The 25,115-nt window shown below is 64.6% G+C and carries 22 protein-coding genes and 1 tRNA gene; 13 read left to right on the top strand and 10 right to left on the bottom strand.

The window, feature by feature from the left end:
• Window positions 1-60: 60 nt before the first annotated feature.
• The 4 genes from QOL69_RS15100 to QOL69_RS15085 form a co-directional block, all read right to left on the bottom strand.
• The gene (locus QOL69_RS15100; protein WP_283403829.1) at window positions 61-1,176 is read right to left on the bottom strand and encodes a hypothetical protein; all 1,116 of its coding nucleotides are present in this window, start codon (window positions 1,174-1,176) and stop codon (window positions 61-63) included.
• Window positions 1,173-2,243, bottom strand: a complete 1,071-nt coding sequence (locus QOL69_RS15095) for a hypothetical protein (RefSeq protein WP_283403828.1) — start codon at window positions 2,241-2,243, stop codon at window positions 1,173-1,175. Before QOL69_RS15095 ends, QOL69_RS15100 begins: the two co-directional genes overlap by 4 nt.
• Window positions 2,244-2,359: 116 nt before the next feature.
• Window positions 2,360-2,872 (bottom strand): hypothetical protein, encoded by a 513-nt coding sequence (locus tag QOL69_RS15090; RefSeq protein WP_283403827.1) that lies wholly within the window; start codon window positions 2,870-2,872, stop codon window positions 2,360-2,362.
• Window positions 2,873-3,216: 344 nt separating this feature from the next.
• Window positions 3,217-3,549: a winged helix-turn-helix domain-containing protein gene (locus QOL69_RS15085; protein WP_283403826.1), complete on the bottom strand. Its 333-nt coding sequence runs from the start codon at window positions 3,547-3,549 to the stop codon at window positions 3,217-3,219.
• 221 nt (window positions 3,550-3,770) lie between these two features.
• Between QOL69_RS15085 and QOL69_RS15080 the strand changes: the two genes are divergently transcribed.
• From QOL69_RS15080 to QOL69_RS15065, 4 genes are all read left to right on the top strand, one after another.
• The gene (locus QOL69_RS15080) at window positions 3,771-3,968 is read left to right on the top strand and encodes a hypothetical protein (RefSeq protein WP_283403825.1); all 198 of its coding nucleotides are present in this window, start codon (window positions 3,771-3,773) and stop codon (window positions 3,966-3,968) included.
• A complete protein-coding gene (locus QOL69_RS15075) occupies window positions 3,961-4,293 on the top strand; it encodes a PadR family transcriptional regulator (protein ID WP_283403824.1) in 333 nt (110 codons plus the stop codon). Before QOL69_RS15080 ends, QOL69_RS15075 begins: the two co-directional genes overlap by 8 nt.
• A gap of 112 nt (window positions 4,294-4,405) precedes the next feature.
• Window positions 4,406-4,567 (top strand): hypothetical protein, encoded by a 162-nt coding sequence (locus QOL69_RS15070; RefSeq protein WP_283403823.1) that lies wholly within the window; start codon window positions 4,406-4,408, stop codon window positions 4,565-4,567.
• A gap of 112 nt (window positions 4,568-4,679) precedes the next feature.
• On the top strand, window positions 4,680-5,750 hold the full coding sequence (locus QOL69_RS15065) for a tyrosine-type recombinase/integrase (RefSeq protein WP_283403822.1): 1,071 nt from the start codon (window positions 4,680-4,682) through the stop codon (window positions 5,748-5,750).
• Window positions 5,751-6,443: 693 nt separating this feature from the next.
• Here the strand turns inward: QOL69_RS15065 and QOL69_RS15060 are convergent.
• Both QOL69_RS15060 and QOL69_RS15055 read right to left on the bottom strand, forming a co-directional pair.
• The gene (locus QOL69_RS15060) at window positions 6,444-6,869 is read right to left on the bottom strand and encodes a twin-arginine translocation signal domain-containing protein (protein WP_048077218.1); all 426 of its coding nucleotides are present in this window, start codon (window positions 6,867-6,869) and stop codon (window positions 6,444-6,446) included.
• A 325-nt stretch (window positions 6,870-7,194) separates the two neighbouring features.
• Entirely contained in the window at window positions 7,195-8,247 is a 1,053-nt protein-coding gene (locus tag QOL69_RS15055) for a M42 family metallopeptidase (RefSeq protein WP_283403821.1), read from the bottom strand.
• A gap of 188 nt (window positions 8,248-8,435) precedes the next feature.
• Here QOL69_RS15055 and QOL69_RS15050 point away from each other — a divergent pair, with 188 nt between their 5' ends.
• The 3 genes from QOL69_RS15050 (at window position 8,436) to QOL69_RS15040 (ending at window position 10,423) form a co-directional block, all read left to right on the top strand.
• On the top strand, window positions 8,436-8,666 hold the full coding sequence (locus QOL69_RS15050) for a DUF7860 family protein (RefSeq protein ID WP_195155754.1): 231 nt from the start codon (window positions 8,436-8,438) through the stop codon (window positions 8,664-8,666).
• 267 nt (window positions 8,667-8,933) lie between these two features.
• Window positions 8,934-10,217, top strand: coding sequence for an MFS transporter (locus QOL69_RS15045; RefSeq protein ID WP_283403820.1), 1,284 nt, complete (start codon window positions 8,934-8,936; stop codon window positions 10,215-10,217).
• A 38-nt stretch (window positions 10,218-10,255) separates the two neighbouring features.
• The gene (locus QOL69_RS15040; protein WP_283403819.1) at window positions 10,256-10,423 is read left to right on the top strand and encodes a hypothetical protein; all 168 of its coding nucleotides are present in this window, start codon (window positions 10,256-10,258) and stop codon (window positions 10,421-10,423) included.
• A 24-nt stretch (window positions 10,424-10,447) separates the two neighbouring features.
• On the opposite strand, the gene QOL69_RS15035 is transcribed toward QOL69_RS15040, so the two are convergent.
• Entirely contained in the window at window positions 10,448-11,620 is a 1,173-nt protein-coding gene (locus QOL69_RS15035) for a pyridoxal-phosphate-dependent aminotransferase family protein (protein ID WP_048077216.1), read from the bottom strand.
• 182 nt (window positions 11,621-11,802) lie between these two features.
• Here QOL69_RS15035 and QOL69_RS15030 point away from each other — a divergent pair, with 182 nt between their 5' ends.
• Complete coding sequence (locus QOL69_RS15030) at window positions 11,803-13,323, top strand: sensor histidine kinase (RefSeq protein ID WP_048077215.1); 1,521 nt, start codon at window positions 11,803-11,805, stop codon at window positions 13,321-13,323.
• 39 nt (window positions 13,324-13,362) lie between these two features.
• Here QOL69_RS15030 and thrS read toward each other — a convergent pair whose 3' ends face one another.
• Window positions 13,363-15,339, bottom strand: coding sequence for a threonine--tRNA ligase (gene thrS, locus QOL69_RS15025; RefSeq protein ID WP_283403818.1), 1,977 nt, complete (start codon window positions 15,337-15,339; stop codon window positions 13,363-13,365).
• 189 nt (window positions 15,340-15,528) lie between these two features.
• Between thrS and QOL69_RS15020 the strand changes: the two genes are divergently transcribed.
• On the top strand, window positions 15,529-16,509 hold the full coding sequence (locus tag QOL69_RS15020) for a PLP-dependent cysteine synthase family protein (protein WP_048077214.1): 981 nt from the start codon (window positions 15,529-15,531) through the stop codon (window positions 16,507-16,509).
• 21 nt (window positions 16,510-16,530) lie between these two features.
• On the opposite strand, the gene QOL69_RS15015 is transcribed toward QOL69_RS15020, so the two are convergent.
• Both QOL69_RS15015 and QOL69_RS15010 read right to left on the bottom strand, forming a co-directional pair.
• Entirely contained in the window at window positions 16,531-16,959 is a 429-nt protein-coding gene (locus QOL69_RS15015; protein WP_283403817.1) for a CoA-binding protein, read from the bottom strand.
• A 68-nt stretch (window positions 16,960-17,027) separates the two neighbouring features.
• Entirely contained in the window at window positions 17,028-17,627 is a 600-nt protein-coding gene (locus tag QOL69_RS15010) for an RAD55 family ATPase (RefSeq protein WP_048077212.1), read from the bottom strand.
• Between the two features lie 333 nt (window positions 17,628-17,960).
• On the opposite strand from QOL69_RS15010, the gene QOL69_RS15005 reads away from it, so the two are divergent.
• From QOL69_RS15005 to QOL69_RS14990, 4 genes are all read left to right on the top strand, one after another.
• Window positions 17,961-18,035 (top strand) — tRNA-Arg (locus QOL69_RS15005).
• Window positions 18,036-18,302: 267 nt separating this feature from the next.
• Window positions 18,303-19,493 (top strand): amidohydrolase family protein, encoded by a 1,191-nt coding sequence (locus QOL69_RS15000; protein ID WP_283403816.1) that lies wholly within the window; start codon window positions 18,303-18,305, stop codon window positions 19,491-19,493.
• Window positions 19,494-19,583: 90 nt separating this feature from the next.
• The gene (locus tag QOL69_RS14995) at window positions 19,584-22,166 is read left to right on the top strand and encodes a PD-(D/E)XK nuclease family protein (RefSeq protein WP_283403815.1); all 2,583 of its coding nucleotides are present in this window, start codon (window positions 19,584-19,586) and stop codon (window positions 22,164-22,166) included.
• Window positions 22,163-25,054: a UvrD-helicase domain-containing protein gene (locus tag QOL69_RS14990; protein WP_283403814.1), complete on the top strand. Its 2,892-nt coding sequence runs from the start codon at window positions 22,163-22,165 to the stop codon at window positions 25,052-25,054. Before QOL69_RS14995 ends, QOL69_RS14990 begins: the two co-directional genes overlap by 4 nt.
• Window positions 25,055-25,115: the final 61 nt, after the last annotated feature.

Here is a 25,115-nt window from a genome sequence, read left to right as displayed (position 1 = left end):
AGGACAACAGGATTGGAGGGATTACAGGGGAGCGTCAGATCGAGAATGCTATGACTATAGTCATTCGAAGTCCCCTAAATCGCTATCTTCCTCTTCGAAGTCTCGCTCTGCCCTCTCAAACGCAAGTTGGCCGCGTTGACGCTTCGCATAGAACTGGGTATACTTCTGTTCAACAGTATCTTTGATATCTTCAGGAACAGCGTTTGATGTCCGAAACCTGAATTCTCGTTCTGTGTTGATCTCTTCTGAGTTTTGGAATACAAGATCTGTCGTCTTTGCTTCGTCTAGGAGTTCATCGACATTATCTCCGATTACTTCTTCCCGACCTTCAGTTCGCACTCCTAGATCGAGGCTAGCATCATACTTTTCGTGAAAATCCTCTCTCTCAAACTCCCGTGGATGCTGGTCCGTTCCATCTTGTATACCACTAACGATGACCTCTAGAAGAGTTTGCTTCAGAGGGATGATTGGATGTTCATTAAGACGGTATTTTATCTCTGTGACATCTGCTCGGGAGTAGTCTAACCCATCCTCAAATTCAGTCCTCAGAAGCTCAGACGCAATTCCTCCCTTTTTTGGAGTCAATAATCTTTCTTCTTCAACATGTTCGAGAATAACGTAGTTATCGACATCTAAGGTCGCTTCAAGTAAATCGAAGTCAATCTCAACCAGATCCTGCGGCCGAGATACAGTGGCGTATTGTATACTGCCAAGATCAAGGTCATCACATTCAATTTGTTCCATGAGTTCACGGCGATGTTCTTCCTGATCAAAGATTTGTTTGATCCGGTTAACTCGTTCAACCCACTCTATCCTGTTTTCTCCACCAATCTCACAGCAAACAAAGCACAAGTGTACATCGTGATAGGTTGGCTTCGCTAGGAGTACATCTGCTGTTTGCTCAAGACACTCATATAAGGGGTTTACGAGCGTTGTTTCATAGCCGCTTTCTGTGCTGGTGGTACTTTCGTCAGGCGGAAAACCATCCACTACAGCAGAAAAGAGCTTCTGTTCTTCCTGATGTTTATCTCTGTAATCCCGTCGAAATAGAGTCTTCGCTCGACTTGGATCGATCTTATGCCACTTTTCTCGGTAGAGTTTGTCAAACCGCTTGCGATCCCCTTTGCTGAGAGTTCCGAGATAACTCTCTTCATCAAACTCAGACGGACCGATCATTCTACTGCTACCGGTTCACACTTCGGTCCGAAGTGATCGCTAACGAAATTGTAGATTCTAAAGGACTGATCAACATCGGTTAGCTCACGAGGATATACCTGTATAGTATCCTCTTTTGTCATGAGCTTCGTAGTTTCGTAGGAACTGTGGTCAATTAGCTCAGCATCGAAGCTTGGTATCTCTGGGTAGGAGTTGTACTCAGAAACTCCGAATTCTAACTCCTCATTTTGGAGGTGAGATTTAAAACCGTCCAGATGATCTCTGTGTAGTCCCGGATCAACTTTTATTCCCCAAGGACGGCTGACAGAGATTGTCTTATTTTGGAATACCGTACTCTCTGGCTCTGTAGCTTCGCCAGTGTCGATGTACTCCTTTATACGTGACTTGTGCTCAGTCTCCTTTTTCAGGGTCCGCCAAAGTTCCTGAACACTTCCACTTTCGTGGACAAACACTCCTTTATCCTTCACTCTAAATTTGAAGTGATTGGGTCGTTCAAATTCAAGAATGGTTGGGAGAACACCGTATTCCATTCTCATCTCCCGATATGTCTCTAGACCATCATCCGCATAGTAAGTAATTCGTCTTTTAGTTCCCGGTCTTTTTCTGGCTCCAATTTCCGAGAACATACCTCTCTTGGCACTGAAAAACGGAATAAGAATATCTCCGTCGTATCTACTAATTAGCTCTTCGCGGAGCGCTTCCATCTGTCTTTTTGAAAGCCAGAACCTCCCGACATCCTTACTCTGTTGAAGATATGAATTGATTGTCGGAGGCATCTCGTCAGTGATATTTGCTGTAGTGATAAATACAGGAAACTCGTCATCTACATAAACGTAGTACGGGACGTATTCCTCGCCAGTATCTCCCTTAAGAAGATAGAGGTCTCCCGTTGAATCTACACGATCAAAGTGACTACCCAACGAGTCAATGAAGGCTTTCTCTGACCGGCAGTCGTTTATCGCACCGATAAAGTTGACACTCTCTGGAACTTCCCCGAGATTATAATCCTTCTCAAGATAAGACACGAAATCGTCAGCAGAGGAAAAATCACGATCAACTGCGTCCAAGAAGTCATACGGGGAACTCATGGTATATGCCCCTCAGACATAGTGGATCGGGGATGGAACATCGCTTGCTAGGATGTGATCCTTCCTTCCATAAATAATCTCCTCAACCCATGTGTTCATTCCAGATTATCCCCATGCTCTTCATCAATCAAGCTTTTGCGCGTTTCAGACAACTCTTCGATTGAATTGTACAAATCGTCTAGATCGGCATCAGGCACTCCACCGTCAGAGCGTGCTGCGGACATAATTGATTTATATTGGATTACTTTTGAGTAGAACTCCACGTACTTATCTTGAGTCTCTTGATCTAGTAGACCAATCCGCCCGGCGTTGGACTCATACACCACTGTTGGTATTGATTTCCCTGGAGGAAGAGAATCTGGATCAAGGCCTCCTTCAGAAGGTTTTGAATTCCTCTTTTCCATAGAGTTAGCGCACTGTTCGATCCCTCTCATTTGCCCAATTTCTGCGGTTAACGCACCTACAAGCTTCTCTTTCTCTTTGTTTTGCCGATAATTATATGTCAGAATAGCGGAAGTGAACGTAGTCGCAATCCCAATTACAAGACCAATTGTGGTACTATCAGTGGCTACCGCGTATATCGCTGTGAGTAGTCCTTCAAGACACATTACGTTCACTAGAACCCGGCCCACTCACCCGGTCGAGTGGCATGAGGCGGTCGAGGACCCGGCTCAGGTACGTCGAGTCCGGGATCGACTTCCTCACTCAGGTACAGCCGCCCCCACGTCGTGATCGACCAGTAGGTCTCGACGCGATCGAACCCGATATCGCGGTCCTCACGCTCAACAAGTTCAGCGTCGACCAACGTGTTACAGCGCTCGGTCACTCGACCAGGACTCACGGTCCCGGAGAGTTCGAACCCGACTTCCCACGAGGTCGCGGCACCGTCGGAGGCTAACTGTTCAAGAATGCGCTCATCGAGCTGCGTCATCCACGGAACGAACGACCGCATTCAGGTCGCGCCCCCGTTCGACTCACCGGGGATATCTTCGGAGCTACTGGCAGTAACTTCGCTGGCGTCGTCGTCGATGTAGCGCCATTCCTGTGTGTCAAGCCGGCCGTCGAGGTAGGCTTCGCCATCATCGGTGATGATGTAGACTCCGTTCCCGAGGTGCTGGACGAGCCCATTTTCTTTCAATTTCTTACATCGACGACCGATATATTGACTCGAATACCGGATCGGCCCCTCTTCTTTCATCTCTGTAGGAGACCCAGATCCATTCTCGCGTAGATATTCGAGCACCCTGTCGTCCACGAGTGCCATCCAGTCCCCAGAATATCTCATGGCTCCACTACTGGTTCGGTGAAACCTATTACACACGATTAGAACTTTGGAAAGTCTATTGAACTATCAATTTCATACACAACCTATAAGTTGTGTCGCCTATGTTGAGTACATACGGAGCCCGAGTGACGAAGCCTCGGCTCGCGATGAAACTGTAGGAATCCCGGCCGCGGTGCTCCAACACCCGGCCGGGTCGGGTTCTGTGATGGTACCACAGAACCATGCCAACGACGGCATTCCGGGGGATGAATCCCCCAACGACGGCAGACGAACCGGGCGGACATAACGGCGGCGACTGCGAGATCTGCGGCGACCGAGCCGACGGCTTCGACGCCGAGACCGGGCGCGGTCTCTGTGCCGAGTGCGCGGCGAAGCCGCTCGCCGATCGTCGCGACCCCGCGGGGGTGCGCGATGCGTAGCGTCGTCGACGGCGACGGGCGCGACACCGGCGAGCCGAGCGGGCTCGCCGACCTCACCGCGTTCCAACGCGACATTCTTCGATTCCTCGATCGCGAGGACCACCGCAAGGGGACCGCGATCCGGTCCGGGCTGGAGACGTACTACGGCGTCGACGTGAACCACGGCCGCCTCTACCCCAGCCTCGACCAGCTCGTCGAGAAGGGCTTCGTCGCGAAGTCCCAGCGCAACCGCCGAACGAACGACTACGCGCTCACCGACGCGGCCCGCGACGCGCTCGCCGACTACGACGCGTGGGCCGACGGCGACGAGGAGGGCGACACATGACCCGCGAGCGCCGCGCTCGGACGCCTCGCGACGGCGGGGGCTTCGACGCCCGTGACGTGCTGGCGGGCCGTCTCGACGACGTGACGCTCTCGCAGGCCGCGGAGGACCGGCGGTGATCCGCCGGGCGACCGTCAGGCTCCGGACGGCCGACGCGACCGACACGGTGGCCGTCGAGGCGAGCGTGCTCGCGACCGACGCCGCGCTCGTCGACATGGCCCGACAGAAGGCGGAGATCGCGCCGGCGCTGTTCCGTTCCGGCGAGGTGGTCGCGTGACGAACCTGCTGTGGCGCTGCGGCCACTGCGATCGGCACGTCGACGCCTTCGTCAACGGCTACACCTGCCCGTCCTGCGGCCGGCGCTCCGACGGGACGATCCCGCCCGAAGAATGAGCCGGGATTCCCGAGAGCCGTCGGCGCTGTCGGTCCGCGAGGCGATCGACCGGTATCTCCGTCGCCGGCGCGCCGACTCGACGGAGTCGAGCGTGAAGGCGTGGAAGTACCGCCTCAAGCTCTTCCGCGAGTGGGCCGAGGAGGCTCAGATCGAGTCGGTCGGCGAGCTCCGCGGCTACGACTTCGACGACTACTACGAGCATCGGGCGAGCCAGATCGCGCCGGTCACGCTCGAAGGCGAGATGTGGACGCTCCGGATGTTCGTCGAGTACCTCGAACAGCTCGACGCCGTCGGAGATGGGCTCCACGAATCGGTGCGTATCCCCGATCTCGATCCCGACGAGCGGTCGAGCGAGGTCTCACTCGACCGGGACCCGGCGCTCGCGCTGCTGAACTACTACCGCAACTCGGACGCCGAGCGCGCCCGTCGACGCCACGCGTTCCTCGAACTCGCGTGGTACACCGGTGCCCGCCAGGGCGCGCTCCGCGGGCTCGACGTCCGCGACCTCTACATCCGCCTCGACGATGACGACGAACAGAGTTGGGTGGAGTTCAGGCACCGACCGGAATCGGGGACGCCGCTGAAGAACAAGATCCGCGGCGAGCGTCCGGTCGGAATCCCGGACCGAGTCGCGCGTATCCTCAGCGAGTACGTCGGACAGTATCGCTACGACAGCCGCGACGACAGCGGCAGACAGCCGTTGCTCGCGAGTTCGAGGGGTCGGGCCGGGGAGGCGACGATCAGAGCGTGGAGCTACCGCGCGACGATTCCGTGTCTTCACGGCACCTGCCCCCACGGAAAGGACCCGGACACCTGCGACTGGGTCGACTACCACGAGGCGGCGAAGTGTCCCTCGTCGCGGTCGCCACATCAGATCCGGACGGGCTCGATCACTTGGCAGTTGAACATCGGGATCCCGCCGGAGGTCGTCGCCGAGCGCGTCAACGCGTCGGTGAAGACGATCTCGGATCACTACGACTGGGCGTCTGAGAAGGAGCGGTGGCGACGCTACCGCGATCGGATGGAGAATCGAACAGAGTACGTTGAACGACTTGACGCGGCATGATCAACACGACTATGACAACGCAACCCATGTACGGAAAACGGCACAGTGAAACGGTTAGCGACCGGCTTTGGTGGAATCGCGCCCGGCCCGCTTCTCACAAACGCGTTCTCAGCGCCTACCAGCGAGTCTGCCGATTAGGAAGTGCGGACCCGTGGCTCTATTGAGGACCGACCCCATTCATTTTGACAGAGTTATTTGATCGTTTAATCGTGCTTGTAAATCACTGATCGACACGACCACCGAGGCCCCAGCCGCGAGGTGGGCGCACGCTCGGGTCGTTTGAGACGACTCCGGCATCTCGTGATGACGAGAGAGAGCTCTGCTCTCTCCTTGCGGTGCTTGCGTCGTCATCAGAACGCGGAGCGTTCTGATTGGCTCACGAGAGCTTTGCCCTCGTGAACGCCCGCGCCCGCCTCGCAACTGCCCCTTCGAATCCCACCTTACAACAGCACCGCACCTCACACCTCCCCAGCCTCGTCGACCGGTCTCCGCGTTGCTCCGACCGGTCGACTCCCTCGCGCATGCTGCTCGGCCGCATCGCGGCCGAGCAGGCACGCGCCACCGCACTCAAATTCAGCAGATCAATCACTACGTCACCGATACTAAGCGATTGGGGGAACAACGCTATCGCTCCCGAAGGATTTCAACAGATTCGCCCAAGACCGGATCATTGATTTCGATCTGTGAATCGGTTCAATCCAGCTTCTGAACTTCGTACACACCAATCGTTCTGTTATCGTCGCCGTTTTGCGGTACCCAGATCACACGAATCTTGGTTCCGCCTTCAACCCCTGTTGGCGTTGTGAGTGTCTTGTCTGGAGAGATGTCCAGCTCTGAGTTCACTTTACCAAACAGATTCCACTTGATGTATTTTTGCTCCCCGCTGTCAACCTCCGTATATTGTACACGGACACGGGTAGCATCTACAGTATCACCACCAGTATGGGTGATCTCGTAGCGTTGCCCAGCAAAGCCGTCGAACCTGAATTTGATCGCCGGTGCATCCCCGAGCGGATTCAAACTGGGCGGAATCCGATCGCTCGCTGAACATCCCGCCAATCCAGTGAGAAGTGTCGTCCCTGCACTACCCTTCAACACGTCCCGTCGAGATTTTTGCATACTGACGCGAACACGACAGACTAGTTAAAAACTCTGACTAGACGACAGCGAACACAAACGCTAGTGTGCGGCTGTTTCGGTCCGGTGTGCCGGATCAGCGTTATCGCTACAATCCCACAGAAAGTAATTAAAATAGTATCTGTTGGATCTGATAAAATACTTGGGTGTTGATATTTTCACGGCCTTAATCGATCAGTACAGGGTACCCCATGTCGATGTGGTACGCCGATATTTGTTCGTCCGCGAGTGACATAATCCTAACACCGTCAACTGCTGAGAATTTCAGTGAAACTGGCTCTACTCATGTCGACCGCATCCCGCCTCGTCAGTCCGGCGCGTAGTCCGTACCGTCCTCGCTGTCGAGGAACGCCGTGAGCAGGTCGACGGCGGCCTCGACGTCGCGCGCGTCGGCCGTCTCGACGGCGGAGTGGTGGTACCGGACGGGGATCGAGAGCGCGCCGACGGGGCGCGCGCCTCCAGCGTTCTGGAGGGCGGCGGTGTCGGTCCCGATGTTCCAAGACACCTCGCGCTGGAAGGCGATGTCGCGGGTTTCGGCGACCGATTCGAACCGTTCCACGACCTCGGCCGTCGGGATGACGCTCGCGTCTTTCCGCTTGATCCCGACGCCGTCACCGAGCGTCGTGATCGCGTTCGACGGGTCGACGCCGGGGTACGACTGTTCGAGCGTCCCGTCGAGCGCGACGACGAGGTCGGGGTCGACGTCGACGCCTAAGGCGGCCGCGCCCCGCAGTCCGACCTCTTCCTGGACCGTCGCGGCGTAGTGGACGGTCACGTCCGGGTCGGCGAGCCGCGCGGCCTCCAACATCACATACACGCCCGCCCGGTCGTCCAGCGCGGAGCCGGAGACGCACTCGCCCATCTCGCGGAGGTCGCTGTCGAACGTCACGACGTCGCCGACGCCGAACGCCTCGGTCGCCTCGTCGGGGTCGAGACCGGTGAACACGTAGGCGTCGTCGAGCGTCCAGTCCTCGGGGGCCTCCTCCGCGGCCGTGTGCGCGGCGTTAATTCCCACCACCCCGTCGTAGTCGCCGTCCCGGGTGTGGACGGTGACCGGGTGCCCGCGGAGCGCGTCCGGGTTCCAGCCCCCGAGCGGCTCCACGGAGAGGAACCCGTCGTCGACGTGGCTCACGATGAGCCCGATCTCGTCCATGTGCGCGGCGACGAGCACCTCGTAGTCGGGGTCCGCGCTCCCTTCGACGGTCGCGACGACGTTCCCCATCGCGTCCGATCGCACGGCGTCGACGGCCGGGAGTTCGTCGCGCACGACGTCGCGCACCCGATCCTCGTAGCCGACGGGACCGGGGGCGTCAGTCAGGCGCGCCAGCAGGTCGAAATCGAACGTCGCGTTCGCGGTCACGTTCGGACGCTGGCGGCTCGCGCCTGAAAACGCAGGGGTTCCGGCAGGACGGGTGCGACTCACCGGCGGGACGGGCAAGCGGGCGGACTGGCGTCTCGACGACAACCCCCTGACCGAGACCGCCGGCTCGGCCGCGTGACTCGCGACTCCGAGAGGTATTTGTGTCCGGGATGACCAAGCCGTCCGATATGGTGGGACGCTACGGTGACATCGACTACTCGCGCGCGACGAAACGGACGTTCGGGGTCGGCGCGGTGCTTTTCGCGTTCGGACTGGTCGGCGACCTCTACCTCCGCTCGACGGGCGCACCGGTCCCGGAGTGGGAACAGACGCTGCTCGTCGACGCCGAGCTGCTCGGCGTCCTCGTGATGCTCCTCGCCCCGTTCGTGTTCGGAATCGTCCTCCCGCTCACGGAGTGATCCGGTGATTCCCTCCTCGACGAGTGCGCTGGGGTCGGACCGTCAGCGGTCCCGCTACCTCGCCCGCGGCCCTATCGGCGCTCCGCACTCGGGACACTCCTCGTCGGTACACGCGACCGCGAGGTCACACGCCGGGCAGAACTCCCGGTCGCAGGCGTCGTCTCCCATGGTTCGGACGGGACCGGGTGGACGGAAATAGCTTCTGGCGGCCCCGAGGGCCGTCCTTCGAATCGTAACTCCTTTTGAATCGTCCGACCGCATCCGGGTGTGAGCAACGCCGACCGCCGCACGCAGTTCTGGGCCCTCTATCTCACGCGCTTCGCCGAGGGATTCGGCTTCATCACGCTCATCACCCTGCTCGGGACGTACATCAACACGCTCGACCCGCAGGCGACGACGGTGCTCGGCGTCACCGTCTCGGCCGGGTTCATCATCGGGATGTACACCACGGGGTTCACGCTCGCGCAGACCGTCGCCGTGGTCCCCCTCGCCTGGGCCGGCGATCGGTTCGACAAGCGGACCGTCCTGTTGGGCGTGCTCGCGGTCGGAGCCGGGGTGTACGCGCTGTTCCCGCTCGTCGACTCGTCCGGCTCGTTCATCCTCGTCCGCGCGCTACAGGGGCTCGTGGTCACCGGCGCGGGGCTGATGACGCTCTCGTTGGTCGGACAGATCGCCGACGTCGGGACGCGTGCCGACAAGATCGGTAAGGCGAACGCCGCCTCCTTCGCGGCCTCGATCCTCGGGTCGCTGTCGGCCGGGGGGATATACGACGCGGTCGGCTTCGGCCCCATCTTCACGATCATCGCGCTGCTGATGGTCGCGGCGTGGGTCGTCACGTGGCTGTTCCTCGACGACGACGACACCCGTATCGAGGGATTCCCGTTCTCCGATCTCGCGGTAAACCGGCGGATCCTCACGATGACCAGCTTCCGCGCCCAGTACGCCTTCGCCGTGACGATGGTGCGGACGTGGGTCCCGATCTACGCCAGCACGGAGATGGCCACGGGCGGACTCGGTATCACCGGGATCGCCATTGGCGTCACCGTCACCGCCGAGAAGGCGACCAACATGGTCGGCCAGCTGTTCACCGGTCGGCTCTCCGACGCCTACGGCCGATCGCTGTTCGTCTTCGCCGGCGGGGGGGCGTACGGACTGATCGCGATGGGGATCCCCTTCTCGGAGGCGATCGGGACCGCGCTCGGAGCCGGGGTGACGCTTCCGATCCTCGGTGATCTGCCGCCGGCGTACCTGCCGCTCGTCGCGTTCTCTGGACTGCTCGGCGTCGCCGACTCCTTCCGCGAACCGGCCAGCATGGCGCTGTTCGCGGACGAGGGGACCGACGACGGCGGCGTCGCCTCCAGCTTCGGCATCCGCGAACTGGTCTGGCGGCCCGGATCCGTCGCGGGACCGCTGATCGCCGGCTGGCTGATGGTCGAGGTGAGCATGGGCTCCGTCTTCTACGTCGGCGGCGCGTTCGCGATCACCGGCGTCCTCGCGTTCCTCGCGATCCTCGTCCACGACCACGGTCGCGCGGCGCTTTCGGCGTGGTGACCGACCGATTTACGCCTCGCGGCGCACACGGCCGCCACATGCCCTCCAGAGACGGACTCCTCGGGATACAGACATCGATTATCGGACTCGCGATACTCGAACTCTTCGGCGAGGTGAGCGGCGGGTTCCTCGTCGGGATCGCGGTCCTGCTGTACGGCTCGTACCTCGTCGGACGGAACCGAAAAGGTCCCGCGGTGAGAGACTGAATCCGGTGCGAGGACCGGCCGCGACTACGCCTCGTACCCCTGTCGCGCCAGCGCGTCCTCCAAGGCGGCGAGGACGTACTCGACGTTCTTCGGGCGGGCGGAGTGACCCATACAGCCGATCCGCCAGATCTCGCCCTCCAGATCGCCGAGGCCGGACGCGATCTCCAAGTCGTACTCGTCGAGCAGGTACTCGATGACGGCCCCGTCGTCGACGCCGTCGGGGACGCGGACGGCGTTCAGGCTCGGGAGCCAGTACTCGTCGTCGGCGTTCATTTCGAGGCCGAGGTCCTGAAGTCCGGCCTTCAGATCGCCGGCGACCTCGCGGTGGCGGTCCCATCGGTCTTCGATCCCCTCCTCGGCGACGAGGCGGAGCGCCTCGCGCAGCGCGTAGACGTTCGTGATCGGCGCGGTGTGGTGGTACGAGCGGTCGTCCCCCCAGTACCCCTCAAGCAGCGAGAGGTCGAGGTACCACGACCGAGACCGCTCCTCGCGGTCGAGGATCTTGTCCATCGCGCGGTCGTTGAGCGTCAGCGGACTCGCGCCGGGCGGACACGAGAGGCACTTCTGCGGGCCGGAGTAGGCGACGTCGACGTCCCAGTCGTCGACGCGCAGCTCGACGCCGCCCAGCGACGTGACGCAGTCGGCGATCACGAACGCGTCGTGGTCGTGCGCGATGTCGGTCAGCTGGGGGACGTTCGGCTGGCGGACGCCCGTGGAGGTCTCCGCGTGGACGAACCCGAACACGTCCGGCTGGTGTTCGTCGAACGCGCGCTCGACGTCGACGGGGTCGAGGGGCTCGCCCCACGGGGCCTCGACCTCGACGACCTCGCCGCCCGCGCGCTCGGCCATCGACTTCATTCGCCCGCCGAAGTAGCCGTTCGTCGGGACTAACATCGTGTCGCCCGGTTCGACGAGGTTGCCGATCGCGGCCTCCATCGACGCCGACCCGGTGCCGGAGACGGGGATGGTCCACTTGTTGTCCGTTCGGAACGTGTACCGCAACAGCTCTTGGACCTCGTCCATGATCTCGACGAACGCGGGGTCGAGGTGGCCGACGAGCGGGGTGCTCATCGCCTTGAGGACGCGCGGGTGGACGTCGCTCGGACCGGGACCCATCAGCGTGCGGTCCGGCGGGGTCAGCTCCCCGACCTCGGGCGGTCGCTCGTCCGCGTCGAGCGCGGCGTGCCGGTTTGACATGCGTCCAGTTCCGGCGAGCGTCGGCAAAAACCCGACGAACCGCCCGCGTCGTCGCGGCCGCCAGACTGACCGGCGCACGGCGGCCTCGCGGCGCGTCCCCGCCGTCACCGGGGCCGTGAGTCGATCCGCGCCAACTAAACCGTCCCGATGCGCCTAAACCGTCCCGACGCGTAGTAGCACGCATGTCCGGCCACCCGCGCGGATCGGCGTCAGATCAGGATCTCCAAGCCGTTCTCGATCGGATGGCGGACGGGTTCTTCGCTCTCGACGCGGACTGGGCGGTCGCCTACGCGAACGAGCAGGGGCGTCGGATCCTCCGGTCCGCGATGAGCGACGATGCGGTCGGCCCGGGGGAGTCGGTCGAGGGCCGTAACCTGTGGGAATCGATTCCCGGGTCCACCGAGACGGCGTTCTACGAGGAGTACCACCGCGCCATGGAGACCCAAGAGCCCGTCTCGTTCGACTCGTACTACGAGCCGTTAGACACCTGGTTCGAGGCGCGCGTGTTCCCCTCCGAGAGCGGTCTCTCCGTGTACCTGCGCGACGTCACCGAGCAGCGCGAACTGGAGCGACGACAGCGGGAGAGCCTCCACGCGATCCAGCGGCTCTACGCGGTGTCGTCGGACCACGACCGCTCCTTCGAGGAGAAGGTCGAGGCGATACTGACGCTCGGCTGCGAGTACCTCGACGTTCCGAACGGGTTCCTCACGCGGATCGAGGACGGGACGCAACACGTCGAGGTGTCCCACGCCGACCACCCGCTGTTGCAGCCCGGCGAGGCCTGCCCGCTCGACGAGGCGTACTGTAAGCGAACGATCGAGCGCGATCACCTGTTGACCGTCGTCAACGCGTCCGAGGAGGGGTGGGCCGACGACCCCGCCTACGAGACGTTCGGGCTGGAGACGTACATCGGCGGGCGAGTCGAAGTCGACGGCGAGCAGTACGGCACGCTGTGTTTCGCCGCCACGACGCCCCGCGGCGAGCCGTTCACCGACACCCAGCAGACGTTCGTCGAACTGCTGACGCGATGGGTGAGCTACGAGCTGGAGCGACAGCGCGCCGCGACGCGGATCGAACGCGAGCGCGACCGGCTCGACGAGTTCGCGAGTGTCGTGAGCCACGACCTCCGGAACCCTCTCACGGCCGCGCGCGGCCGGATCGACCTCCTCGCGGGTGAGTCCGACAGCGACCACGTCGATGCCGTCCAGCGGTCTCTCTCGCGGATGGAGACGCTCATCGAGGATCTGCTCACGCTGGCGCGCGAGGGGAACGACGTCGACGACCCGGAACCCGTCGACCTCGCCGCCCTCGCCGCCGACGCCTGGGAGACGACCGACGACAGGGACGGGACGCTCCGCGTGGCCGCCGACGAGTTCGGGATTCTGGCCGACGAGGCGCGGCTCCGACAGCTGTTGGAGAACCTGTTTCGTAACAGCGTCGACCACGGCGGCGAGGCGGTCACGATCACGGTCGGGTCGATGCCGGGCGGCAGCGGGTTCTACGTGGCCGACGACGGCGAGGGGATCCCCGAATCGGAGCGGGATCAAGTGTTCGAGACCGGGTACACGACGGCGACCGACGGCACGGGATTCGGTCTGAACATCGTCGAGGAGATCGCCAACGCGCACGGCTGGGAGGTTCGGGTCGTCGAGTCCGAGGAGGGCGGCGCGCGCTTCGAGTTCACCGGCGTCAAGCCGGCCTGAGTCGAGGGGGAGGACCGAGCCGTCCGAACCGAGAGCGACTCACTCGGCGTCGACGAAGTCCGGCTCCGTCCGCTTCGCGTCGCGCTCGTCCACGAGGTGGTCGACGAACGCGTCGAGGTCGACGTCGCCGCGCTGGTTCTCGAAGCGGTCGCGGACCGAGACGGTGCCGGCCTCCTGCTCGTCGTCGCCGACGATGACCATGTACGGAAGCCGGTCGTCGTGGCCCGCGCGGATCTTGCGGCCGACCGTCCAGTCGCGGTCCTCGACCTCGACGCGGAATCGCTCGTCTTCTAAGGCGTTTTTCACGCGGTGCGCGTAGCCGAGCGTCTCGTCGGAGACGGGGAGGATCCGGACCTGCTCGGGCGCGAGCCACAGCGGGAAGTTCCCGTCGAAGTGCTCGATGAGGACCATGAAGAAGCGCTCGTAGCTGCCGTACAACGCCCGGTGGATCATCACCGGCTCGTGGTCCTCGTTGTCCTCGCCCGTGTAGGTGAGATCGAACCGCTCGGGCATGTTGAAATCGAGCTGGACCGTCGGGCCGTCCCAGACGCGGCCGAGCGCGTCCTCGAAGCCGAAGTCGATCTTCGGGCCGTAGAACGCGCCGTCGCCCGGCTCGACGTCGTAGTCGTAGCCGCCCGAGTCGAGCACGTCACGAAGCTGCTCTTCCGCCGACTCCCAGATCTCGTCGCTTCCGACCGACTTGTCGGGTCGCGTGGCGAGCGCGACCTCGACCTCTAAATCGAGCGTCTCCACGACCTCGAAGATCATCTCGATCACCGACTCGATCTCCTGTCGGATCTGGTCCGGGCGGACGAACAGGTGGCCGTCGTCGATAGTGAACGACCAGACGCGCGAGAGCCCCGACAGCTCGCCGCGCTGTTCTTTCCGGTACACCTTCCCGTTCTCGAAGTAGCGCTGCGGGAGGTCGCGGTACGACCACGACTGCTGGTCGAAGATGGTCGCGTGGCCCGGGCAGTTCATCGGCTTCAGGCCGTACTCCTCGTCGTTGACGTCGAGGAGGAACATGTCGTCCTTGTAGTTCTCGTAGTGGCCCGACTGCTTCCACAGCTCCGTCCGGAACACGTGGGGCGTCTCGACCTCCTCGTAGCCGTGGTCGCGGTTGAGCTCGTTCGCGAAATTCGACAGCTCCCGGAGCACCGTCTTGCCCGGCGGGTGGTACAGCGGGAGGCCGGGGCCGGTCACCGTGGGGATCGAGAAGAGGTTCATCTCCTGTCCGATCTTCCGGTGGTCGCGCTCTTGGGCCTGCTCGCGCAGTTCGAGGTACTCTTCGAGGTCCGACTCGCTCGCGAACGCGGTGCCGTACACCCGCGTCAGCGAGTCGTTCTCCTCGTCGCCGCGCCAGTACGCGGCCGACACCTCCAAGAGGGTCGCCGCGCCGACCTCGCCGGTCGACTCGACGTGCGGGCCCTGACAGAGGTCCTCCCAGTCGTCTTGGACGTAGAAGGTGACCTCCTCGCCGTCGGCCTCCTCGTCTAAGATCTGGCGTTTGTACTCGTTGTCGGCGTAGATCTCCGTCGCCTCCTCGCGCGACCGGACCTCGCGCTCGATGTCGTAGTCGGCCGCGATAATCGACTCCATCTCGTCTTCGATGGCGGCCAGATCGTCCTCGTCGATGTCGACGTCGGTCACGTCGTAGTAGAACCCGTCGTCGGTCGGCGGGCCGATCGTCAGCGTCGCCTCCGGGTGGAGCCGCTGGAGCGCCTGCGCGAACACGTGGGCCGCGGAGTGGCGCAACACCGTGAGGTACTCGTCGGACTGGTCGGTGACGATCTCGATCCGCGCGCCGTCGTGGACCGCGGCGTGCTTTTCGACGAGTTCGCCGTCGATCTTCCCCGCGACGGTGTCGCGACCGAGCCCGGGGCCGATCTCGAAGGCGACGTCCTCGACTGTCGAGCCCGCCGGAACGGTCAGCTCTGATCCGTCCGGCAGGACGACCGTCACCTCGGCCTCCGCATCGGTCTCGCTCATACAGTGTCGGAGCCGGACGACCGTCATAAGTGTGTTCGATCCGCGGCGCGGGTTCCCACGCGCGGGCGACCGCCGGCGCGCCGTCGTGTCCCGTTTCGGGGTCGGCCGCGGCGCGCTCCGGGACCGACTCCCGGCAAGTCACGCCGCCGCCCCGGAGCCGCGGATCCGGACGAAGCGATGGCAACACACAAATCCCGCGGCAACCTTTGCCGGACCATGACCACTCACGCGGAGCCCCTCTCGTCGGTGGTGGAGACGATCGGCGAGACCCCGCTCGTCCGCGTCCACGACTCGCCCGACGCCGTTCCGGTGTACGCCAAGCTGGAGTCGTTCAACCCCGGCGCGAGCATCAAGGACCGCATCGGGAAGTACATGCTCGAACGAATGTTAGAGCGCGGCGACGTGGGCGAGGGCGGCACCGTGATCGAGCCGACCGCCGGCAACACCGGCATCGGGATCGCGGTCGCGGCGGGGCAGCTCGGCCTGAACGCGATCTTCGTCGTCCCCGAGCGCTTCTCGGTGGAGAAACAGCAGCTCATGCGCGCGCTCGGCGCGGAGGTCGTGAACACCCCGAGCAAGGACGGGATGGAGCTCGCCATCGAGCGCGCCCACGAGATCGCGGAGGAACTCGACGACGCGGTCGTCCCCCAGCAGTTCTCGAACCCCCTCAACGCCGAGGCGCACTACGAGACGACCGCCCCCGAGATCGACGAGGCGCTCGACGGCGAGGTGGGCGCGGTCGTCGCCGGCTGCGGCACCGCTGGGACGCTGATGGGCGTGGCCCGCTACTTCCGGGAGGCAGACGCGGACACCCACGTCACCGCGGTCGAGCCGGCCGGCTCCGCGTACCGCGAGTTCTTCGGCGAGGACGTCGAACACGGGGAGTACAAGACGGAGGGGATCGGCACCCACGACATCGACACGAACGAGCTGTTCGACCCCGACCTCGTCGACGAGATCCAAGCGATCGACGACCGCGACGTCCACGAGGAGATGGGACGGCTCGCGGCCGAGGAGGGGCAGCTCGTCGCCTCCTCGGCGGCCGCGAACTCGCTCGCCGCAAAGCGCGTCGCCCGCGACATCCGGGACGGCGAGATCGACGCGCCGCACGAGACGGTCGTCACCGTCTTCTGCGACTCCTCCGAGCGCTACCTCTCGAAGGGCGTCTACCGGAGCTTCGAGGAGTGGGAAGGGTAGCCGCGCCGACGCCGCCAGCGTTTATTTTTCGCCGCGCAGGCGACCGTGTTCGACCTTGATACACCGGTCTTGGACCACGTCGATCCCGTCGGCCGCCGCGTTCGTGGCCGCCTCGTCGTGGCTGATCCCGAGTTGGAGCCACGCCGCGCCCGCGTCGCCGCGCGAGGCGTGTCGCTCGCGGACGGCGTCGAGTATCTCCGGCACCTCCTCGCTCGGGCGGAACACGTCGACGAGGTCGATCGTCTCCTCGACGTCGCCGACCGCGTCGTACGCTCGCTCGCCGAGTATCTCGTCCGCGTAGGGGTTCACCGGGATCACGCGGTAGCCGTGCTCTTGGAGGTACGCGGGTACGTCGTGGGCGGCCTTGCCGGGCGTCGTCGAGCAGCCGACGACGGCGATCGTCTCCGCGTCGAGCAGGCGGTCGAGTCCCTCGTCGTCGGTGATGAGCATAGACGACGCTTCGAGCGCGATCCGATTAAGCGGATCCCCCGCGGCGAGAGCCGCGCGCGGCCGACCGGTCAGGCGAGCCGGATGTCCGGCTCGCCGTCCTCGGTGACGGTGATGATCCCGTCGAACAGCTGTTTGAGCGTGTTCATCGCCTGATCGTCGTGGGCCGTCGAGTCGATGCTGAACAGCCCCAGCCCGTCGACGCTCTGGACGCGTCCCGTGAACACGTGGAGGAACCGGAACACGGTCTGGAGGTCCGAGTACATCAGCAGCGTCGACAGCGAGTGGACCATCACGCGGTTCCGCTCGATGCCCCGGTCGCCGAACGCCTGAAGGAACTCCGAGAGCTTGATCCCGATGCCGGTCATGTCCACCGGCGAGGAGGCGTACTTGATCCGGTCGGACTCCCGCGTCTCACCGCCCTGCTGGCGCGTGACGCAGTCGACGACTGCGACGGGTTTCCCCTCGTACGGCGTCCGCTTCTCGTAGTCGCGGAGAACCCGGTCGGCACCGTCCTTCGTGGTGACCACGATGGCCCCCTCGTCGCGGTCGGTCCCCGCGGCGAGGATGTCCATCATCATCGACCGCTTCCCGCTGAGCGGCGGACCGGTCAACAGGATGTTGGTCCCGGGGTCGACCTCGGCGTCGAACTGCGGCGTCAACTCATACATGGACGCACCTCGGGGGCGACGACGTCGGCGCGAGCCGCTCGTTCGGCTGTGAGGCCGTACGACCAGGACACATCTACTACCGAAACATGCCCGCTCCGAATAATATTCTTTTTGATCGCCCCTCGTAGGCCCGCTCCGCGTCTCCGCGTGCCTCCGCGACCGTTCAGCCGCCCGATTCGGTCGCAAAACCGGGAGAAAACGCCGCTGTGGGGGACTGACGTGTCACATCCGCGAATCGATCGACCGGCGGGAACGAGCCGTAGACCGACGGGCTGCGCGACGCCGATTTCGAATCGCGGGACTTAACACGGTCTCGGAAGTAACTCCGGATACGGGCGCTTAGCTCAGTTTGGACAGAGTGCTTGGCTTCGGACCAAGTTGCCACGGGTTCAAATCCTGTAGCGCCCATGTTTCTGCCACGAGCCGAACGGCGAGTAACGAAACTGGGTAGAGGGATTTGAATCAGGAGTGAAGCGAGCGGAGCGAGCGTAAGACTGCGGTTCAGTCCTGTACGCCCATCCGATTTTTACTTCTCTTAGAGCGACCGCGACCCTCCGCTGATCGCCGTGACTCCGCGAGCGGCAGATGCGAAAACCCGTCGGCTCCCAGCGACGGTCACCGGTTCGACCGGCCGCAGCCCTGACCGTTTAGTACCGCCCCGCGAAACCTCGTTCCATGTACGCGCTCGTCGGCGGGACCGTCCACACGGCAACGGAGCGGGGAACGATCGACGCCACCGTCGTCATCGACGACAGCGAGATCGTCTCCGTCGAGGAGGGCGAGCCGCCCGCGGAAGCGACCGTGATCGACGTCTCGGGCCACCACGTCACGCCGGGGCTGGTCGACGCGCACAGCCACGCCGGCATGGCCGAGTGGGGCGAGCCGGAGGACGGCGACGTCAACGAGGGGACCGCGGCGGTCACCCCGCACGTCAACGCGCTCGACGGCTTCCACCCCCGCGACGAGGAGCTGAAACACGCGTTCCAGAACGGCGTGACCTCGGTGTCGGCGCGGATGGGGTCCGGCAACGTGATCGGCGGGATCATCTGTTCGATGAAGACCCACGGGCTGACCGCCGACGAGATGCTGATCCGCGAAGACGGGATGAAGGCCGCGATGGGCGAGAACCCGAAGCGCTTCCACGGCGAGGAGCAGGGCCGCCAGCCGTCGACGCGGCCCGGCGTCGCGGCCACGCTCCGCGAGGCGCTGATGGAGGCCGAAGACTACGTCGACCGGCGCGAACACGCCCGCAACGAGGGCGAGCCGTTCGAGCGCGACCTCGGCATGGAGAACCTCGCGCGGGTGCTCACCGAGGGGCTTCCGCTCCGCGTTCACGCGCACCGCAGCGACGACATCATGACGGTCTTCCGGATCGCCGAGGAGTTCGGGATCGAGTCGCTCTCAATCGAACACGCGACCGAGGGCCACCTGATCGCCGAGGAGTTCGCGGAGCGCGACGTGCCCGCGATCGTCGGCCCGTCGCTGTACTCGGGCGCGAAGTACGAGCTCCGAAACATCACCTTCGAGACGCCGGCGATCCTCCGCGAGGCGGGCGTAAAGGTCGCGATCCAGACGGACGCGCCCGTGCTCCCCCAACAGCACCTCGACGTCTGCGTCGGGCTCGCGGTCCGCGAGGGGTTCCCCGCCGAGGAGGCGCTTGAGGCGGTGACGCGGTACCCGGCGGAGATCCTCGGGATCGACGACCGCGTCGGCACGCTGGAGCCCGGCACCGACGCCGACGTGGCGGTCTGGGACGGGGTTTTCTACGAGAACGACAGCCGGACGCGACACGTCTTCGTCGACGGCGAGCACGTGTTCGACCGCGAGCGCGACGCGGTCGACCCCCGAGACGAGTACGACTGGTGACGGCGCGGCGGCGACGGTCGTGACGTTCTCAGCCCGACCGAGCGCGCCGCCCCGCTATCTTTTTGTGACTCGTCCGTTTCTCGCGTAGTCGTGCCTATCCGCGAAGCGAAGTCGGCAGACGCACTCTACGCGGAACTCGCCGAGTACGACCTCGTCGTCGCTCCCGACGCCCCGCTCGCGAGCGCGATCAACCGCCGCCTCGACCGCCCGCACTTCGGGACGTTCGCCACCACCCCGCGCCGCCTCGCGGCCGGTCGGCGTGAACAGGCGGAGGACCGCCGCGCGTTCCTCGAACTCGTCTCGGAGACGGACCGCGACTGGAAGGCGATCGCGTACGCCGTGGGGAACGTGCTCCAGTGTTGGGAACAGCAGGGGCGGCTCGACGCGATCTTCGAGTACGACGCCTACGTCGACGACGCGACCCGCGAGGTCGTCGCGGCCATGCGAGACCTCCGAACCACGTCGAAGCGGCTCACGGAGTACTCTGTCGATGACGGCCAGTCGGTCGCGGTCGTCGGCCACGACCGGCTGACGACCTTGGAGCGCGGCGTCCTCCCGGAGTCGTTCGACCGCGTCGACCTGTTCACCGACGGGGCGTTCGACCGCCCGCCCTTCCACGTCTTCGAGTCGGCGACCGACATCGTCGCGGCGCTCCTCGACGCCGTCTCGGCGCGCAACGCCGACCGCGTCGCGGTCGTCCTCGACGGCGGCGGCCAGTACTCCTCGCTCGTCGAGTCCGCCCTCGAAGCGGCCGATATTCCCTTCTACGGCGGTCCGGGGTTCGCCGACGACCCGCACCACAGGGCGTTCGTCCAGCTCCTCCGGCTCGGCTTCCGGGGGTCCGACACGACCGTCGGCGACGCCCGGCCGGTGCTCTCGCAGTTGGGCGTCGACGCTCCGGTCCGCGACCGCGACAGGCGACTGGCGACGGTCGACGGTCCCGGAGTCGAGTGGCTGCGGGAGTTTCGCGACGGCGTCGAGGACCGGACGTTCGCGGCGGCGCTCGACGCGTACGCGGACAGAGCCGGGGTCGAGCTGACGCGCTTCGACGAGGAGCTACGGAAGCTCGGTCTCGCCGACGAACCCGTGACCGAGGGCGCGGTCGACCGGCTCGCCTACTACCTCCAGACCTACGAGGTCCCCGTCGACAGGGACAACGAGGGCGTCCTCCTCGCCGACGCGAAGTCATCGGCCTACGTGGACCGACCCGTGGTCTTCCACCTCGGAATGGGCGAGGAGTGGACGCACTGGGCCCCGAAGCGGCCGTGGGTGGACGCCGAGACGCAGTTCGAGCGCTACGTCGGGGACTTCCAGCGCCTGCTCCAGAGCGGCGACCGGCGGTACTACCTCGTCCGGGACGCCGCGGGTGGGGAGCCCGTCACGCCCTGTCTGTACTTCGGCGACCTGCTCGACGAGGGGTTCGAGCGGTTCAGCGACCTCGACTCGGTCGAACACCGACGGCGGCCGCGACAGACCGGCGACGGCTTCGACCGCCGGCCGCTCGGGGTCGACGCTGAGACGGTCGAGACGGTCAGCCAGTCCGCCCTCAACGGCTACGTCAACAGCCCGCGAGATTATCTCTTCGGGCGGCTCCTCGATTCGCCCGATCGGGAGCGGTTCGTCGAGGGGAACCTCTTCCACGACTTCGCGGAGTTCTACGTGAACCACCCCGACGCCGTCGCGGCGGCCGACCTCGACGACCTCGTCGACGCCATGCTCGGGGAGACCGAGGCGTTCTTCTCGGCGTCGGACGAGCCCCTCCGCCGGCGGAGATACCGAATCGGACTGGAGCTAATCCCAGCGTACCTCGACGAGAACGGACCGGAGTCCGACGAGTTCCTCACGGCGACATCCGGCTGGGGCGACAACTTCTTCGCGGACCACTTCGACCGCCCGGTCGACTCCCCGCTCACCGAGCGCTGGTTCGAGGACGGCGCGCTCGGCGTCAAGGGAAAGATCGACCTCGTGCGAACGCCGACGCACCTGCTCGACTACAAGAGCGGGTCCAAGAAGCGACCCTCGCAGGTGGTCACAAACGCGGCGATCGATCCGCCGGCGGAGACGCCGAACTTCCAGGCGGCGCTGTACCTGACCTACTACCGAACCCTCCGACCGGACGAGCCGCTGGAGTTCACCTTCTTCCACTTCCTCGAACCGATGGACGACGTGATCGCGGGCGACGCCGACCTCGACGACGCGCTCACGACGGTCTCGTATCACCCCGTCACGTTCGACGAGTACGTCGGTTCCCGGGACGCCTACGAGGAACTGCTCGACGGGTACACCGACTGTCGGGAGACGTTCGAGGAGTTGGGCTACGCGGCCTACGCCGACGCCGTCGCGGATCTGTCGTTCCCCGAGACGACAGACAAAGGCGAGCTTCGCGCCTCCGCGTTCGCCGAGCGGTTCACCGCCGCCGTCGACGCCGGAACGTCCGGTGCGGTCGACGCCGAGAAGGGCGCGGATCAGGCGATCCGGGCGCTCAACGGCGTCCGCAGGCGCGCGTTCTTCCGTGAGGACCTCGACGCGTTCGAGTCGTTCGTCGACGAGCGCTTGGAAGAGCTGAACCGGCGACGGGCCGGCGAGGAGCGCTTCCCGGTCGACGGGCTCGGGGGCGAGCCGAACTACCGCCGAGTGGACAACCGCGACCTGCTGTTAGAGGGGGACCGATGAGCGACCCGACGCCCAACGACGCGCAACGGGAGCTGATCGAGCACACCGAGGGGACCTACCTCGTCGACGCCGGCCCGGGGACCGGGAAGACGTTCGCCATCGCCCGTCGCTACGGGAACGTCGTCGACCGTGACGACGTCGAGCCCGACGACGTCCTGCTCGCGACGTTCACGCGGAGCGCTGCGACGGAGATGAAAGAGCGGATCGTCGACCGCAGCGAGTACGGGCTGCGGGAGCTGGCCGACGCGCCGATCCGGACGTTCCACTCGCACTGTAACGAGATACTCGGGGAACACGGCCACGCCGCCCCGACGCACCTCGGCCTCGACGAGCGGATCACCGGCTCGACGCGGGTGGTGGACGACGAGCTGGTCGAGACCGAGCGGTTCCGGGAGTTCTTCGGCGGCTTCCGCGACGACCACCCGGAGTACGCCGCGTTCTATCGGATCCTCGATGAGCCGGGCGAGCTGCTCGACCTGATCCGGGAGCTCGCCGCGAAGGGGGTCGTCCCCACGACCGACGGCTGGTACGGCGACGGCGAGTCGCACCTCGACGGCGACTTCGCGGCGTTCGAGGAGCTGTTCGACGCCGCGAATCAGCCTCGAAACGACGGGCGGAAGCAGTCGCCGCTCCGCGAGGACCTGAGCCGCTTCGGACGGAACAAGGCGTACCTCGGCGACGCGCCCTCGAAGTCGGCGCTCCGCGGCGGGCGCGGGACGAAGCGGCTCGACGACGACGTGGCGCGGGAGGTGTTCTTCGAGGACCGCGAGGCGCTCAAGTCGTTCGTTCACGACGCCTACGTCGAGTACGTCCGGTTCGCCCTGCGGCGGAACTACCTCACCTTCGGCTTCCTCCAGCTGTTCGCGTTCGTACTCCTCCGCGAGGACCCGCGGGTCCGGGAGGAAGCGCAGTTCGAGTACGTCATGGTCGACGAGTTTCAGGACACCAGCGAGATCCAGTTCAAGCTCGCCCTCCTCCTGTCCGGGACGGAGAACTTCTGTGCCGTCGGCGACTGGAAGCAGAGCATCTACTCGTTCCAGTACGCGGACGTGCGGAACATCCTCGACTTCGAGGACCGGTTGGAGCGGTTCGCCGCCGACCTCAACGACGACGCCGAGCGTGTCTCCTTCGACGCCGCCGACCCGACCCGGATCGAGCTCCGGGAGAACTACCGCTCGACGGCGTCGGTCATCGACCTCTCCGAGCGGGCCATCGAGACGCCGGCGACGGGCGGCGAGGACGTCGACGCCCCGCTCGACGACGTCGTCGAACTCTCCTCGAACGCGGCGTTCGACAACACGGTGGTCGAGGGAATCACCCACGAGGACGAACACGAGGCAGTCCTCTCGAAGGTCCAGGACATCGTCGGCGACGACGACTACGCCGTCGAGGGGGAGGACGGCGAGCCGCGTCCGCCGGAGTACGGCGATATCGCGGTGTTCACGCGGACCCGAGACTACGGCCGGGAGCTCCTCGACGTCGCCGACGAGTACGACTTCCCGATGGCGTACGACGGCGGGATCGAGCTGTTCCGGACCGACCCGGCGAAGCTGCTACTCGCGTGGCTCCGGATCCTCGAGTCGGACGCCGACCGCGGCTGGGCGGTCGTCCTCGAACGGGCCGGCTACGCGTTCGACGAGATCGACCACGCGCTGGAGACGGAGACGTACCCGGACGACGCGGCCGCGTTCCGCGACGCGCTCCGCGAGTTGGAGTCGGTCGGCGCGGTCGCACGCCGCGTCTTCGACCGCTACGGCTTCACGGGCGACACCGCGGACCTCCTCCTCCACACGATCCAGTCGACGTACGACGCGACGACCGTCACCCGCGGCGAGCTGATCCGGTTCGTCGAGCGCGGCATCGAGGCCGGAAGCACGGTCGACCTCAGCGCGAACGCGGGGGACGACGCCGTGACCGTCCAGACGATACACACGGCGAAGGGGCTGGAGTATCCGATCGTCGTGCTGGCGAACATGAACGAGGGGCGGTTCCCGCCGCGGACCGGCGGATCGAGCGTCGTCGAGTACCGGGATCCGGTCGGCCTCCGACAGCGGAAACGGTACTCCGAGGCGGGGGCACATCCGCACGTCTACGACAGCTGGCGACACGACGTCCGTCGGCGCTGTCTGCCCCGGGAGTACGACGAGGAGCGGCGGCTGCTCTACGTCGCGGTGTCGCGCGCGGAGAGCCACGTCGTGTTCGCGGCCGGCGAGGAGCCGAACGCGTTCCTCCGGGAGCTTCCGGTCGCCGTCGAGGAGGTCGACCCCGCCGTCGAGCCGTTCGACCGCGGCGAGCCGGCCGACGCGGAGCTGCCGTTCGCGGTGACGGCCCCGGAGGGCCCGATCGGTCACACCCCGCACTCGCTGATGGACGAGACGGTGTTCGAGGAGGCCGACGAACGACCGGAGGCGGGCCCCGAACCCGAATCGGAACCGGAGACGCGCGGGATGGACTTCGGCTCGCGCGTCCACGACTTCGCCGAGGCGTACGCGCTCGGCGACGACGTGACGCCGTCGAACGACCACGAGCGGAGGGTCGTCGCCCTCCTCGACGACCTGCCGGGCGAGAAACACGTCGAGGAGCCGGTGACGCTCCCGATCGAGGTCGACGGCCGCCGGGTGACCGTCTCGGGGATCGCAGATCTCGTCCACGAGACGGCCGATCGGGTCGAGATCGTCGACTACAAGACGGACGCGACGCCGCGGGCACAGCCGGAGTACCGGAAACAGCTCAGCGTGTACTACCACGTCCTCGACGAGTGGTTCCCCGACAAGGCGGTCTCCGCGAGCCTGTTGTACACGACCGACGGGACCCGCGAACGGATCGAGCCGCTCGGGATGGCGGAGCTTCGCGAACTCGTTCGGGTCGTCGAGTCGGAGCGGGACTGACGGTTCTCTACCGCCCGGGTTTTTATCGACGCGAACCGGACCGCGAGTATGGCTCCTGCTC

It is taken from the genome of Halorubrum sp. DM2, from assembly GCF_901686465.1.
In the GTDB taxonomy this organism is placed as follows: domain Archaea; phylum Halobacteriota; class Halobacteria; order Halobacteriales; family Haloferacaceae; genus Halorubrum.
The sequence above is the reverse complement of the archived record's forward strand: the minus strand, read 5'-3'. Positions and strand labels throughout refer to the sequence as shown.